Source organism: Rhizobium sp. C4 (assembly GCF_021026315.1).
Classification (GTDB): domain Bacteria; phylum Pseudomonadota; class Alphaproteobacteria; order Rhizobiales; family Rhizobiaceae; genus Ensifer_A.
The window spans coordinates 54,221-68,884 of sequence record NZ_JAJNCX010000006.1 but is presented as its reverse complement, the minus strand read 5'-3'; the positions used below and the strand labels follow the sequence as shown (position 1 = coordinate 68,884).

Annotated in this window: 12 protein-coding genes; 5 read left to right on the top strand and 7 right to left on the bottom strand. The window is 64.3% G+C overall.

Annotated features, from left to right (window positions below):
- Positions 1-16: 16 nt before the first annotated feature.
- Positions 17-967 (bottom strand): glutathione S-transferase family protein, encoded by a 951-nt coding sequence (locus LQK84_RS12315; protein ID WP_230829024.1) that lies wholly within the window; start codon positions 965-967, stop codon positions 17-19.
- A gap of 323 nt (positions 968-1,290) precedes the next feature.
- Here LQK84_RS12315 and LQK84_RS12310 point away from each other — a divergent pair, with 323 nt between their 5' ends.
- On the top strand, positions 1,291-1,794 hold the full coding sequence (locus tag LQK84_RS12310) for a GNAT family N-acetyltransferase (RefSeq protein ID WP_230829023.1): 504 nt from the start codon (positions 1,291-1,293) through the stop codon (positions 1,792-1,794).
- Here LQK84_RS12310 and LQK84_RS12305 read toward each other — a convergent pair whose 3' ends face one another.
- The gene (locus LQK84_RS12305; RefSeq protein ID WP_230829022.1) at positions 1,795-2,787 is read right to left on the bottom strand and encodes a bile acid:sodium symporter family protein; all 993 of its coding nucleotides are present in this window, start codon (positions 2,785-2,787) and stop codon (positions 1,795-1,797) included.
- Between the two features lie 88 nt (positions 2,788-2,875).
- Here LQK84_RS12305 and LQK84_RS12300 point away from each other — a divergent pair, with 88 nt between their 5' ends.
- Positions 2,876-3,730 (top strand): LysR family transcriptional regulator, encoded by an 855-nt coding sequence (locus LQK84_RS12300; RefSeq protein WP_230829021.1) that lies wholly within the window; start codon positions 2,876-2,878, stop codon positions 3,728-3,730.
- An 11-nt stretch (positions 3,731-3,741) separates the two neighbouring features.
- Here LQK84_RS12300 and LQK84_RS12295 read toward each other — a convergent pair whose 3' ends face one another.
- From LQK84_RS12295 to LQK84_RS12280, 4 genes are read right to left on the bottom strand one after another with little or no spacing between them, the layout of a single operon-like run.
- Positions 3,742-5,811 carry a hypothetical protein gene (locus LQK84_RS12295; protein WP_230829020.1) on the bottom strand — a complete coding sequence of 690 codons (2,070 nt, stop codon included), beginning with the start codon at positions 5,809-5,811 and terminating at the stop codon, positions 3,742-3,744.
- Between the two features lies 1 nt (position 5,812).
- The gene (locus LQK84_RS12290; RefSeq protein ID WP_230829019.1) at positions 5,813-8,614 is read right to left on the bottom strand and encodes a DUF4159 domain-containing protein; all 2,802 of its coding nucleotides are present in this window, start codon (positions 8,612-8,614) and stop codon (positions 5,813-5,815) included.
- Positions 8,614-9,516, bottom strand: a complete 903-nt coding sequence (locus tag LQK84_RS12285; protein WP_230829018.1) for a DUF58 domain-containing protein — start codon at positions 9,514-9,516, stop codon at positions 8,614-8,616. The genes LQK84_RS12290 and LQK84_RS12285 overlap by 1 nt, the downstream gene beginning before the upstream one ends.
- Positions 9,517-9,526: 10 nt before the next feature.
- Positions 9,527-10,546, bottom strand: coding sequence for an AAA family ATPase (locus LQK84_RS12280; RefSeq protein ID WP_442966953.1), 1,020 nt, complete (start codon positions 10,544-10,546; stop codon positions 9,527-9,529).
- A gap of 162 nt (positions 10,547-10,708) precedes the next feature.
- Between LQK84_RS12280 and LQK84_RS12275 the strand changes: the two genes are divergently transcribed.
- The 3 genes from LQK84_RS12275 to LQK84_RS12265 are packed head-to-tail and all read left to right on the top strand — an operon-like array spanning position 10,709 to position 13,190.
- Entirely contained in the window at positions 10,709-11,320 is a 612-nt protein-coding gene (locus tag LQK84_RS12275) for a DUF1285 domain-containing protein (RefSeq protein WP_230829017.1), read from the top strand.
- Positions 11,317-11,946, top strand: coding sequence for a CoA pyrophosphatase (locus LQK84_RS12270; RefSeq protein ID WP_230829016.1), 630 nt, complete (start codon positions 11,317-11,319; stop codon positions 11,944-11,946). Before LQK84_RS12275 ends, LQK84_RS12270 begins: the two co-directional genes overlap by 4 nt.
- Positions 11,940-13,190, top strand: coding sequence for a CCA tRNA nucleotidyltransferase (locus tag LQK84_RS12265; RefSeq protein ID WP_230829015.1), 1,251 nt, complete (start codon positions 11,940-11,942; stop codon positions 13,188-13,190). The genes LQK84_RS12270 and LQK84_RS12265 overlap by 7 nt, the downstream gene beginning before the upstream one ends.
- Here the strand turns inward: LQK84_RS12265 and LQK84_RS12260 are convergent.
- Complete coding sequence (locus LQK84_RS12260; protein WP_230829014.1) at positions 13,185-14,450, bottom strand: GGDEF domain-containing protein; 1,266 nt, start codon at positions 14,448-14,450, stop codon at positions 13,185-13,187. The genes LQK84_RS12265 and LQK84_RS12260 overlap by 6 nt on opposite strands.
- Between the last annotated feature and the right edge of the window lie 214 nt (positions 14,451-14,664).

The window sequence follows — 14,664 nt, the reverse complement described above, 5'->3', positions numbered from 1 at the left end:
CCCGCCCGTGTGGGCTCTACAGATCCAGCACCGGGCCGCTTGGCACGATGCCGGTCGGGTTGATCATGCGGTGGCTGCCGTAATAGTGGTGCTTGATGTGGTAGAAATCCACCGTCTCGGCGACGCCTGAGGTCTGGTAGAGGTCCTTCAGATAGGCCGAAAGGTTCGGGTAGTCGGCAATGCGTCGAATGTTGCATTTGAAGTGGCCGACATAGACCGGGTCGAAGCGGATCAGCGTGGTGAAGAGACGCCAGTCGGCCTCCGTCATCCGGTCGCCGAAGAGGTAGCGGCCCTCGGAGAGACGTGCTTCCAGTGTGTCCAGCATGTCGAAGAGCGGGCCGATATGGCTCTCATAGGCGTCCTGCGTGGTCGCGAAGCCGCATTTGTAGACGCCGTTATTGACCTTGTCGTAGATTTCCGCGTTCAGCGTATCGATCTCGGCGCGGAGGTCCTGCGGATAGAAATCCTCCGTCGAGCCGGTCAGTTCGTTGAAGGCGGAATTGAACATGCGGATGATTTCGGCACTTTCGTTGGAGACGATCGTGTTCTTCTCTCTGTCCCAGAGAACCGGCACCGTGACGCGGCCGGAATAGGTCGGGTCGGCGCGGGTATAGACCTGCCACAGGTAATCCGAGCCGAAGAGGTCGTCCTTGGTGCCGCCGTTGCGGTCTTTGAATTCCCAGCCGTTTTCCAGCATGTAGGGGTCGACGATGGAGACGCTGATGAGGTCTTCCAGCTTCTTCAGCTTGCGGAAGATCAGCGTGCGATGCGCCCAGGGGCAGGCAAGCGAGACATAGAGATGATAGCGCCCGGCCTCGGCCTTGAAGCCGGCTTCACCCGTGGGACCGGCGCTGCCGTCGGCGGTCACGTAGTTGCGGAAGCGCGATTCCTGCCGCTTGAAATGGCCGCGCGTTTCCTTCGTGTCGTACCAGACATCGTGCCAGACGCCTTCGATCAGCATGCCCATGGGTGTTCTCCTTTGGAGCATCGGACCGAAAAGTGGGGACCGGTTTCGGGCAAATCCGATGCTCAGGCAAAAACTTACAGCACCTGCTCTTTACGATGCTTCCCGTAAACATAGTCTCCGACGCGTGACAGGAGTACCGTGAAATCGATGAACAGTGTGTTTTTCGGTTTGCGTTTTGAAAATTTCCTGCTATCCGCATTTTCCACAACAGGAAGCAAACCATGTTCGGAAGAAACCCGCGACGACGCTGAAGATCGATTTTGACGTGCCGAAGAGGCGCGACCGATTTTCCATGCCTGTCCAGTTGCGGTTGATTTCACCCCATGAAAAAGCACGACTTCCTGTATCTCACCGAAGATGCAACGCACGATAACGTCATTGAATTCATCAATGGCGAAGCCTTTGGTCCCGGACGCTACACCAAGTCGTCGCAGCGGATCCGCGAGCAGGGGCCGCATGACCGCTCGCTCTCCTTCGTTGCGATCGACAATGGCGAGGTGATTGCCTCCGTCCGGATGACGCCTGTCATGGCCGGGCAGCTGAAGGGGCATCTTCTCGGGCCGCTGGCCGTCAGACCCTCGCACAAGAATATCGGCATCGGGCGGGAGCTCGTGCGCATCGCTGTCGATGCGGCGCGGCGCAAGGGGTCCGAGGGCGTGATCCTGGTTGGCGATCCGCCCTATTACATGCCGCTCGGCTTCGAGAAGGTCGCCTACAACGCGCTCCAGTTTCCCGGCCCCACCGATCCGGGCCGGATTCTCGTTGTGCCGCTGATGGAAGGCGCCCACGATCTGATCCGGGGCGACATCCACTGGCGGGCTGACTGATCAGGCGGCGGCGACGGGTGCGGCTTCCGGGTCCTTCGGGGCCTTGGCCGCATAGCGCTGCGCCAAGACTGCGCAGGTCATCAGCTGGATCTGGTGGAAGATCATGATCGGCAGAACGATGGCGCCGACCGCCTGGCCGGCGAAGATGGCATTGGCCATCGGCACGCCGGAGGCCAGGCTTTTCTTTGATCCACAGAAGGTGATGGCAATCTCGTCCTCGCGCGAGAAACCGAGCTTGCGGCTGCCGAACATGGTGATCGTCAGCATGACGGCCAGCAGGGCGGCGTCGATGAGGATGATCAGGCCGATATCGGTGAGGTCGAAATTGTGCCAGATGCCCTCGATCATCGCCTCGCTGAAGGCGCCATAGACGACCATGAGGATCGAGCCGCGATCGATCGGCATCAGGATTTTCTTGTGGGCGCGGACCCAGTTGCCGATCCACGGCTGGAGCAGCTGGCCGGCGATGAAGGGGAGCAGAAGCTGCGTGAAGATCTGCAGCATCGCATCCAGCGACACGCCACCATGGCCGCCGGCCGAGAGGATCAGGCCGCAGAGCAACGGCGTCAGGAACATGCCGAAAATGTTGGAGGCGGAGGCGGCGCAGATCGCCGCTGGCACGTTGCCGCCTGCCATGGAGGTGAAGGCAATCGAGGACTGGACGGTCGAGGGCAGGGTGCAGAGATAAAGCACGCCGATGAAGAGCGTCGGCGACAGGAAGCCCTTGAGCGCGAAGCTGAGACCAAAGCCCACCAGCGGGAAGAGGCCGAAGGTGACCAGCACGATCATCAGATGCAGCCGCCAGTGCAGCAGGCCGGCAATCACCACATCCCGCGACAGGCGCGCGCCATGCAGGAAGAAGAGTGCGGCAATGGCGATCTTCGTCGCCGTCGAGAACCATTCGGCCGGCTGGCCGTAGATCGGCACCTGCGAGGCGAAGAGGACGGTGAGGACCAGGAGGATGGTGAAGGTATCGGGCAGGAAGCGTTTCATCGTGTCAAATCCGGGGAGTGCAATGCTTGCAGTCTAAGTCTTCACGGATCATAATGAAAACGCTAACAGTTATCGGGTTTTGCAATAAATGCTCAATCTCCATCATGTCGCGACCTTCGTGGCGCTCCAGCAGGCCGGCAGTTTCACCGGTGCGGCGACGCGGCTGGGCCTGAGCCAGTCGACGGTCAGCCAGCATATTCAGCGGCTTGAGGAGCATCTGGGCCGCAAGCTGATCTGGCGGACGACGCATGCGGTGCGCCTCACGCCGGATGGCGAGGCGCTGATCAGCCATGCGCGCGAGTTGCTGGATATCGACGGCAAGGTCTCCGCACTCTTCAACCAGACGCGGCTGCGCGGCCGGCTGCGGCTCGGCATTTCGGAGGATTTCGTCACCTCGCGGCTGACGGCGGTGCTCGAAAGCTTCATCCGCCAGCACCCGCTGGTCGATCTGGAACTGACGGTGGACCTGAGCGGCGTGCTCTATGAGGCGCAGGCCAAGGGCGATCTCGATCTGGTGCTTGCCAAGCGGTTGAAGGACGAGGCGAGGGGGCGCTTCCTGCAACGCGAGCCGCTGACCTGGCTCGGACGCGACCGGCATCTCCAACTCGAAAGCGGCAGCGCCATTCCGCTGATTACCTATCCCCAGCCGAGCATCACCCGGCGCGTCGCCATCGAGGCGCTGCAACGCGCGGGCTTTGCCTGGCGGATCGTCTGCACCTGCAACAGTCTCAGCGGCCTGACGGCGGCAGCAGCAGCCGGGATGGGCGTGCTGGTGCAGCCTGTCGCCATGGCGCCGGCGGGTCTGGTGGAGGTCGAGGTGCCGCAGTTGCCGGCGCTTGAGGCGGTCGAATTCGTCCTCGTCCCCTCGCGCGGCGTCGATCCGAAGATCGTCGAGGCGCTGTGGCGCGAGGTGGAATCGCGGATCGGCAGTCCGGCGCTGTAGGCGACAGGGATCTACCTGCCCTCGCGCCACCACATGGCGGAGGCTGCGAAGAGCAGGGCGACGAGGCCGATCAGGCCGTTGAAGAGCGGCAGCGTGTCGATGCCCTTGAGCACGGATTCGCCGGTCAGCCGGAAGGCCATGCGCTCATTGCCTTCGATCTGCACATTGCCGTGCACGGTCAGCATCTGCGGCAGCGGCTCGGCACTGCCGTCGGCGTTGGCAAGGCGGGCAACGACGCCATGCGTAGCCTGCGCCATCGGGGCAAGCGTCGCCGTGGTCGAGACTTCCGACTTGAACTCGGGCGCATCGACGGCGCCGACATGGGCAAGTGCGGAAAGCTCGCCGTTCTTCACCTTGAAGAGGCCCGTTTCGCCGACCGCAACGGAGGCCTTGTAGAGGCCCGGTTCGGAGGCGGTCAGGGTCACCGTCTCGGTCTTGCCGGAGGGGTAGGTGATGGTGGCTTCGCCCGGCGCATTGCCGATTGTCTGGCGGGTGATTTCGAGATTGCGGCCGGCGGCGCGGGCGGTCAGCGCCTCTTCTTCCAGCGCCGGTTCCTTCATCAGCCAATAGGCGATGCGGCGATAGAGCGAGGCATGCGGGCCGCCGCCCTCGAAGCCGCGCGACCAGAGCCAGCCTTCGTCGGACAGCAGCATGGCGATGCGGCCTTCGCCGGCGCGGTTCAGCACCAGAAGCGGATCGTCATTGGCGCCCTTCATCACGGCGCTGCCCTGCACGTCGGAAACGCCGACCGTGCGGAACCAGCGGCCCCATTTCGGCGGCTCGCTTTCGGAGCCCTCAAGCCCACGGGTCACCGGGTGTTTCTTGCCGATATCGGTCAGGCGCGGGTAAAAGCCCTTCTCGTTCAGCTCGCCCGTCGGCAGGGCCGGCAGGACCTCGGAGAGCGGGGTATCGGCGATCGAATTCGGACTCGCATATTCCGGCCCCGCCGCGATCAGCAGCGCGCCACCCTTTTTCACATATTCGGTGATGTTGTCGTAGTAGAGGATCGGCAGCACGCCGCGGTTCTGGTAGCGGTCGAAGACGATCAGATCGAATTCCTTGATCTTGTCGACGAAGAGCTCGCGCGTCGGAAAGGCGATCAGCGACAGTTCGTTGATCGGCGTGCCATCCTGCTTTTCCGGCGGACGCAGAATGGTGAAGTGGACGAGATCGACCAGCGCGTCGGATTTCAAGAGGTTGCGCCAGGCGCGCTCGCCGGCATGCGGTTCGCCGGAGACGAGCAGCACGCGCAGCTTCTGCCGGATGCCGTCAATCAGCTGGACGGCATGGTTGTTCGCGGTCGTCAGCTCGCCCGGCACGGGGGCCACTTCGAAATCGACGACATTCGTGCCGGCGCGGGTGAGCTTGAATTCGAAGCGCGTGTCGCGGCCCGGCTCGGCCTGCAGCGCGCCAACCTCTTCGCCGTTGATGCGGATGGTGACGCTTGCCGGCGATGCGATCGGCGTCCCGTCGTCGATCACGCGGAAGGTCAGCTCCTGCTGGGCATTGACGAGGCTGAAGCGCGGGGCGCGCACGACCTCGATACGGCGGTCGAACTCGTTCGGCCGGCCGGTGATCAGCGCATGGACCGGCGCATTGAAGCCGGGCAGCTTGCCGGCCTCGGGAATGTCATGGATCTGCCCGTCGGTGATGAAGACAGCGCCGCCGATGCGGCCGGGCGATACGTCGGACAGCGCCTCGTTCAGCGCGGCAAAGGCCTTGGTGGAGGGCGATTCCTCCTGGCCGTCATCGTGAACCTCGACAATGCGCGGCTCGATGCCGGGAAGCTTGGCAAGGCGGCCGGTCAGCTCCTTGAGGGCCGCGTCCGTCTGGGCGACGCGTTCCGGGATCAGCTGGCTCTGGCTGCGGTCGACCACAACGGCGACGATGGTCGACAGCGGCTCGCGGTTTTCCGAGACAAAGGACGGATTGACCAGCGCAAGCACCAGTAGCGCCAGTGCCAGCGCCCGCAGCCACGCGCCGCGCATGCGGCGGACGAGGCCGAAGCCGGCCAGCAGCACTGCGACGATGCCGACGGCAATCAGCACCCAGAGGGGAAAGAAGGGGGCAAAGGTGATCATCTCACTGCCCCAGCCGTTCGAGAAGCGCTGGAATATGCACCTGGTCGGCTTTGTAATTGCCGGTCAGCATGTACATGACGATGTTGACGCCGGCGCGGAAGGCCATTTCGCGCTGGCGTTCATCCGGCGGCACGGTTGGCAGCAGCGGATTGCCGGAGCGATCGGCTGCCCAGGCGCCGGCAAAGTCGTTGCCGGTGATGAGGATTGGCGAAACGCCGTCGGCGCTCTGCACGGGCCGCGCCGCATCGCGCTTGGCGTCGCCCGACGCCTCGATCCAGAGCGGGCTTCCGGCATAGCGGCCGGGGAAATTCTGCAGGAGATAGAAGGATTTCGTCAGAACGTGCGCGTGCGGCACGGGCTCCAGCGGCGGAATGTCGAGGCTGCCGAGGATCGCCTGCAACCGCTCGGTATTGGGGCTTGCGGCCGAGCCTTCGAGGTTCGTGTCCTGGTCGCGGGTGTCGAAAAGCACGGTGCCGCCGGCGCGCATATAGGCGTCGATGCGGTTGATCGCCTCGGGCGAGGGCATGGGCGCGGTCGCCGTCACCGGCCAGTAGATGATCGGATAGAAGGCCAGTTCGTCGCGGGCGATGTCGATGCCGACCGGATCGCCGGGTTCGAGCGAGGTGCGGTAACGGATGAAATCCGAAAGGCCCATGAGGCCGGCCTGCGAGATGCGATCGACGTCCTCTTCGCCGGTGCGGACATAGGCGAGATGCGTCGTGTCGAGTGCTGCGACGATCTTCTGGTCGCCGGGCCTGGTGTCGTCGGCCGCGCGGGTCTCATGCGGCATCAGCGCGAGGCCTGCGCCGAGCGCCAGAACGATGGCTGCCGAGGCGCTGGCGCGGCGGCGGTTGACGAGGCCGGAAAAGGCCCCGCCGAGGATGAAGACGGCGATGCTGTCTGCCACAAGCAGCAGGAAGGCGGTGAGCAGGATGGCCGGCCGCAACTCGGTCGTTCCGGCGTCGGCGAGCCGTGTGGCGGTGACAGCCAGTCCCTGCGGGGCGAAATTCAGCGCTGCGAGCTCCACGCCCGGCCGGAAAAGGTTGAGCGCGAGGAAGCCTTCCTCCGAGCCGTACAGACCCGGCGGGTTTTCGAAGCCGGGCAGCGGCGTCTTGCCGGCCGTGACGGTCAGCGGCTTGGCGCTGTTCATCTCCGCCGTCAGGATGCCCTCGGCGCTCAGCAGGCGGAAGGGTGCGAGCGTCTCGGTCTTGTCGGCGGCGGTGCCACCAAAGGCGCGGGAAAGCTGGGTGATGCGGCGGAGCATTTCGACGAAGCTGCCGGAGAGCGACAGATCCGACCAGCTGGTGTCGGCGCTGGTGTGGAAGAGCACGATATGGCCGGCCTCAAGCTTCTTTGCCGTGACGAGCGGCGTACCGTCGGCAAGGCTTGCCCATGTATGCTCGGCCAGTGTCGGCGAGGGATTGGCGAGAACCTGCCGCGAGACGGTCACGCCATCCGGTTTCGGCAGGCCGGCGAAGGGGCTGTTGGCAGGGAAGGGCGCGAGCGGCTGCGGCTCGCTCCACGACAGCGCGCCGCCGAGCGAGCGTTCGCCCTCGCGCAGTTCCACCGGCACCAGCGGATCGCCGGCCGGGGTTGCGGCCAGTCGGGGACCTGCAAAGCGCACCAGCGTTCCCCCCAGCTTGATCCAGTCGAGGATCTGCGGATAGGTCGCTTCCGGCAGCTTGCCTATATCGGCCAGAATGATGATCGAGGGCTTCTCGGCGATGAGGTCGGTGATCGCCTTGGAAAGATCGGCCTCACCGGGCTCGGCAATGTCGGCATAGGGGGCAAGCGCGCGCTTGATGTAATAGAGCGGCGACAGTAGCGGCTGCGACAGGAAGCGCGCGTCGCCGCTCAGCAGTCCGACGCGGCGGCGCTTGAAGCCGTTGTCGAGCAGATAGGTGCCGCCGGCATGGCGGCTGTCGGAGATCGCGACGCGGGCGAAATCGTTGCGAAGCTCGATGGGGGCGTCGATCGTGCCGGTCGCGACCTTTTCGCCGTCCTTGAACTCGGCGGTGCCCTTCATCAGCACGCGGCCCTTTTCGTCCATCGCGTCGAGCACATAGGTGGCCGGACCCGTCGCCTGCGGGCGCGTGACCGTGACCTTCGTGCGGTCGACGTCGTTCCTCACCTCGGTGAGCGCGACGATGCCGTTTCGCGATGTGTAGAGCCGGGTCTCGCCGGGCTTCAGGGCGGCGGCGAGGCTGACGAAATTGCCATCCCTTGCGGCAGCGACGCCGCTGGAGATGAAGGCGATCGTTCCCGGTGCCCTGTTTTCCAGTGCCGTCGCGAGGCTTGAGAAGGCGGTCTTGCGGTCGGCCTCCAGCGGGCGTGGGCCGGCAGCCTTTAGGCGCGTCAGGGCCGCCTCCGGCGAGGTCGGCACGGCGTCATTGACCGGTTCGGCCGTCAGCGTCAGCGACACGGGCACATCGTTGCGGGTCGCCTGCTCGATGAGGGACTCGGCCGTTGCCATGCGGTCCGCCCAGTCGGGGGCGGCGGCCCAGTCGTTGTCGATGACGAGCGCCAGCGGTCCGGCCTTCGACAGCGTATTGCGATGCGGGTCGAGCACGGGGCCCGAAAGCGCCAGGATGATCAGCGCGGCGAGCGCCATGCGCAGTGCGGTCAGCCACCACGGGCTCTTGGCCGGGGTTTCCTCGCGCCGGCCAATGCGGGTGAGGATGGCCAGCGGCGGGAAGATCTCGCGCACCGGGCGCGGCGGCGTGACGCGCAGCAGCCACCAGATGGCGGGGAGTGCTGCGAGCGCCACCAGCAGGACCGGATTGGCGAAGGTGAGAGCCCCCATCAGCGCGCGCTCCCCTGGCCGGAGAGAGTGATATGGGCGGCGACCAGTGCTTCGGAGGCCGGGCGGTCGGTCGAATGGCGGATCAGCGACCAGCCGATACGGCGCAGTTCCGCGCCCAGCGCATCACGGCTTGCCGCATAGGCGCGTCGATAGTCCTCGGCCAGCACTTCGGCGCGGCCGGCGGTGAATTTCTCGCCGGTTTCCGGGTCGGTGAATTCGGTGCGGCCGGCATAGGGGAAGTCGGCTTCGGCCGGATCGGCCACCATGATCAGCGTTCCGCGCAGGCCACGGCTGGAGAGCGGTGCAATGCGCGCCATGATCGCCTCAAGCGGGTCGAGGAAGTCGCCGATCAGCACGATCTCGCTCGATCCCCGGATCATGGATGTATCGGGAAGCCCGGTGACATTGTCGGCATAGGCGAGCGCTGCGGCCAGCCGTTCGGCGGCGTTGCGGGCGGCAATCGGCTCCATCAGGCCCGGCGAGCCGATGCGTTCGCCGGAGCGGGCGAGGATTTCGGCAAGCGCCAGCATGAGGACGAGCGCGCGGCTTTCCTTCGACACCTGACCCAGCTTCGACCGGTACATCATGGAGGCGGAGAGGTCGGCCCAGAGCCAGACGGTGTGGGCGGCCTGCCATTCCTTGTCGCGCACGTAAGTATGGTCGTCGCGGGCCGAGCGGCGCCAGTCGATGCGGGCCATGTCTTCGCCCGGCGAATAGGGGCGGAACTGCCAGAAATTCTCGCCAATGCCGCGGCGTCTGCGGCCATGCCAGCCGGCACTCACGGTGTTGGCGATGCGGCGGGCCTCGACAAGGCAATCGGGCACGAGGGCGGCGCGCGCCTTCGCGCGGGCGAGGATCTCCGATCCGCCCGTTCGCTCGACTGACTGGCCGATTGGCGCCATTCCCTTTCCTTTACTTCAGGCCGCCGATGATGCCGGCGATCACCGACTTCACCGTCATGCCTTCGGCGCGCGCTGCAAATGTCAGCGCCATGCGGTGCTGGAGCACGGCTTCGGCAATGGCGTGGACGTCATCCACCGAGGGCGCAAGCCGGCCTTCGTAAAGCGCGCGGGCGCGGGTCGCCAGCATGAGCGACTGGCCGGCGCGGGGCCCAGGACCCCAGGACACGTTGCGGTCGGTCAACTCGTTGCCATGGCCGGGGCGGGCGGAGCGCACCAGCGCCAGGATCGCCTCGACCACCGTTTCGCCGACCGGCATCTTGCGGATCAGCTGCTGGATTTCGGCAAGGCGGTTTGCGTCGATGATGCGCCCGGCGCTGCGCTCGGCAACGCCGGTGGTTTCCAGCAGGATCTGCCGTTCGGCGGCGAGTTCCGGATAGGGGACATCGACCTGCATCAGGAAGCGGTCGAGCTGGGCTTCGGGCAGCGGATAGGTGCCTTCCTGCTCCAGCGGGTTTTGCGTGGCGAGCACATGGAAGGGGCGCGGCAGGTCGAGCCGCTTGCCGGCGACCGAGACGTGATATTCCTGCATGGCCTGCAACAGCGCCGACTGGGTGCGCGGCGAGGCGCGGTTGATCTCATCGGCCATCAGAAGCTGGGTGAAGATCGGGCCTTGAATGAAGCGGAAGGAGCGGCGGCCAGCCTCGTCCTGATCCATCACTTCGGAGCCGAGAATATCGGCCGGCATCAGGTCCGGCGTGAACTGCACGCGGGCGGCATCAAGTCCCAGAACCGAGCCGAGCGTGGTGACGAGCTTGGTCTTGGCCAGCCCCGGCACGCCGACGAGAAGCGCGTGACCACCGGAGAGCACGGCCAGCAGCGTCTGCTCGACCACGGCCTCCTGACCGAAGATGACCTTGGCGACTTCCTGCCGGATGGCGGCAATATCGGCAAGCGCGCTTTCGGCGGCAGCCACCATTGCGGCCTCGTCCATGGGCTCACCCATGCGGTCAGTCGTCGTCATGGCCGTCATGCGGCGTCTCCTCAAGGTCTGGGTCGCCGTGTCGTATCGATCCTGTCGAATCGGAACGCGGCGGTCTTCCGGTCGTTTCACCCTAACTTATAGCGCGATGGCGGGCTGACAAGCGCGGGCGGAGTGACTATTTGACTTCTGAAGGTAAACCGGGACCAAAGAATGGCGGACGACAGGCTGGAAAAGGCAGGCGATGCGGCGGGGCTGGCGGCGATGATCTCGCGGGCAGCGGACCCGGCACGAGGACTTCCGCCCGTGGATCGCTGGAATCCGCCGTTTTGCGGCGATATCGACATGGAAATCCGCGCCGACGGCACTTGGTTCTACATGGGAACGCCGATCGGGCGCGAGGCGCTGGTGCGGCTCTTCTCGACCGTGCTGCGCCGTGACGAGGACGGGAAGACCTATCTCGTCACGCCTGTGGAAAAGGTCGGCATCCGGGTCGAGGACGCACCGTTTCTCGCCGTCGAAATGACGCGGACGGAGCGTGACGGCGAACAGGTGCTCACCTTCCGCACCAATGTCGGCGACATTGCCGAGGCGGGGCCCGAGCACACATTGCGCTTCGAGATTGCCGGCGAACGCGGCGAGCTGAAGCCCTATCTCCATATACGCGGCCGGCTGGAAGCGCTGGTGTCGCGCGCTGTCATGTATGATCTGGTCGAGCTTGGCGAGGTCGTCGAGATTGCGGGCCGGGAAATGTTTGCGCTCCGCTCCGGCGGGGTGGTCTTCCCCGTGATGCCGGCGGATGAGCTGGAAAGGCTCTCGCAATGAGCCTTTATTCGGCTGGGGAATTTCGTCGCCGGGCGTTGCGGCAGGTCGGCGCGCCGGAAGGGCTCGATTGGGCCGATCACCACGACATCCTGATGAATCCCGGCTTTGCGGATCAGTTGCAGCAATTGAAGCTGCGCGATGCGGCCGTGCTGGTGCCGGTCATCGATGACGGGCCGGATGCGCGGATGATCCTGACGCAGCGAACCTCGAAATTGCGCAAGCATTCAGGCCAGGTCGCCTTTCCGGGCGGCGGCATCGATCCGGAGGATGTGTCGGCGGAAGCTGCGGCACTGCGCGAGGCGGAGGAGGAAATCGGGCTGAAGCCGGATTTCGTCGAGACCATCGCGCGGCTGCCGGACTACAAGACCTTCACGGGCTTTTCGATCACGCCGGTCATGGCGGTGGTGAGGCCGGGGTTCGAGCTCAAGATCAACCCGGATGAGGTCGATCACGTTTTCGAAGTGCCGCTCTCCTTCCTGATGAATGGCGAGAACCACATTCTCGACAGCCGCACCTGGGAGGGCGGCGAGCGCTTCTTCTATCGCATGCCTTATCAAGACTGGAATATCTGGGGTGTCACTGCCGGCATCCTGCACACTGCCTGGGAAAGGCTCTACGCATGGTGAATGTCGCAAACGAGGCCTGGTTCAACGCACCGGACCTGAAACGGGCCATGGCGCTCCTCAACGCCGATGGCGGGGAAGGGCGGATTGCCGGCGGCGCGGTGCGCAACAGCCTGATGGGCATTGCCATTGCCGATGTCGACCTTGCCACCACGCTGAAGCCCGACGAGGTGATGGCGCGAGCAAAGGCCTCCGGCATCAAGGCCATCCCGACCGGGATCGATCACGGCACGGTGACGCTGGTCATCGACCGCCGGCCCTTCGAGGTGACGACGCTGCGCCGTGACGTCACGACCGACGGTCGCCGCGCCGAAGTCGCCTTCACCGACGACTGGCAGGAGGATGCCAGCCGGCGGGATCTGACAATCAACGGGCTTTATGCGGATGCAACAGGCGAGGTCATCGATCTGGTCGAAGGCCTTGCCGATATCGAGACGCGCACGGTGCGTTTCATCGGCGATGCCGAGACGCGCATTCGCGAGGATTACCTGCGCATCCTGCGCTATTTCCGCTTCTTTGCCTTCTACGGTTCCGGCCGGCCGGATGCGGCGGCTCTGCGCGCCATGGCGCGCGAGAAGGACGGGCTGAAGCAGCTTTCGGCCGAGCGTGTCTGGTCTGAGATGAAGAAGCTTCTCTCCGCCGACGATCCCGGCCGGGCGCTGCTTTGGATGCGCACGACGGGCATTCTGACGCTCATTCTTCCCGAGACCGAGAAATGGGGCATTGATGAAGTGCCGGGGCTGATTGCAGCCGAGCGTGCCTTTGGCTGGAGGTCCGATCCGCTGCTTCGCCTTGCTGCCATGGTGCCTCCGGATGTCGAGCGGCTTGCGGCCATGGCCGAGCGGCTGCGGATGTCGAAGCAGGAGGCGGCGTCCTTTGCCGATTGGGCGTCTTCGCCGAAAATTCCGGAGAAGATTGCCGCGACTGCATTTCGCCGGATGCTCTATCGCTCCGGCAAGGGCGGTGTGATCGTGCGGCTGAAGCTGCAGCTTTCCATCGTGCGGGCGAAGGCCGAGGGCGATACGGCATTCATGGCGGAGGTCGCCCGGCTGAGCGGCCTGCTCGGCGAGGCCGAGGCCTGGACGAAGCCCGTCTTCCCGTTGTCGGGTGCGGATGTGCTTGCCAAGGGCATGTCGCCCGGTCCGCGCGTCGGGGAACTTCTGGCGAAGCTGGAAGAGGAATGGGTGAGTGGCGATTTCAATGACGGCAAGCGGGAGCTTCTTGCCAGGCTCGATGCCCTGTTATGATCCCGACTTGACCGCGTTGTGAATGCGGGTGACGCGTCGGCTGACGCGTTGTTCGGCGAGCCCGATGCGCTTTTCGCCGTCCTGGTCCAGAACCTTCAGGAGCCGCATGGAGGGGCTGAACATGGCAACGCGGTTGCGGCCTTCTTCCTTGGCGGCATAGAGGGCGCAGTCGGCGGCAGCGACCAGATTGTCGAAGTTGACGCCTGCCTTGGCAATCGTCGCACAGCCTACGCTGACGGTCAGCTTGAGCGGCCGGCCCTGGCTTTGAATCTGCGCGGTTTCTACAGCGCCACGCACGTCTTCCAGGAGCGCGAAGGCGCTGCGCTCGGGGGTCTCGGGAATGAAGACAGCGAATTCCTCACCACCGATGCGGCCGAAAAGCACGTCCTTCGGCAGGCAGTTCTTCACCGTGCGGGCAAATTCCACCAGCGCCCGGTCGCCGGCCTGGTGGCCGAACTGGTCGTTGATCGACTTGAAGTGATCGAGGTCGACGACAGCAAGAGCGGCCTCTTCCTTGGCGGTTTTCAGGGCGATCTCGGTGCGCTGGACGAAGGCGCGGCGGTTGGCGACGCCGGTCAGCATGTCGGTCTCGGAGGCGATGCGGTGGCGCTGCTCGGAGCGTTCCTTGATCAGCAGCAGTGAACTGGTCGCGATCACGATGACGTTGAAGAAGGCTTCCAGAATGAAGACCTTGAACCAGGGCGAGATGATGCGGCCACCGACGATCGGCGAGGGATCGGTCCAGGTCACGATCATGTTCACACCGTGGAACAGAGCGTGCAGGACAAAGAAGCCTGCCAGAAGCTTGGTCAATGACAGTTCCGAGTTGCCTTTGCCGAAATAGATCGCATAGGCATTGGCAATGCTCATGACAGTGACGAAAACGGACTGAAGGACAATTGCGTTATTTGCATTCTCACGCAATGCCGGGAACATCAGATGGATGAACAGGATGGCTGTCGGCAGGGCGATGATGAAGCTCGGATAGACCTTGCGCTTGCCGAAGGCGCGATAGCCGGACCAGGAGAGGGCATAGGACAGGGCATTGAAGAATGTGGCAGCGACAATGCCGCCGCCAGAAGCCGCAGTCATCACGGCGGCCATCAGGCCTGACGCGCCACCCACAATGAAGCTCAGCGACCAGAAACCGGCGGCGATTTCCTTGCGATCATGGCGCCATATCGCGGCCATCGCCATGCCGATAGTCAGCATGACGATGATGATGCAGAGGGTAACAGTTGGTACGCTGACTAAATTCATGGCCTGTCTCCAAGCCTTCAAATTATAAGGAGAGGCTTAAACAAACGGCTAACGGCATGGCTGCAGCGACGAAACTCACAGAAAATAGTTATAGGTCATCTCTTCCGCGTCGCGGCTTCGGAATATTGTCTTAAGCGATTGAAAATGTTTATGAGTTTTATCCGGACCTACAGTCTTGCGCGCTGATGCGCGTGCCGAAGTCATCTCAAAGGTG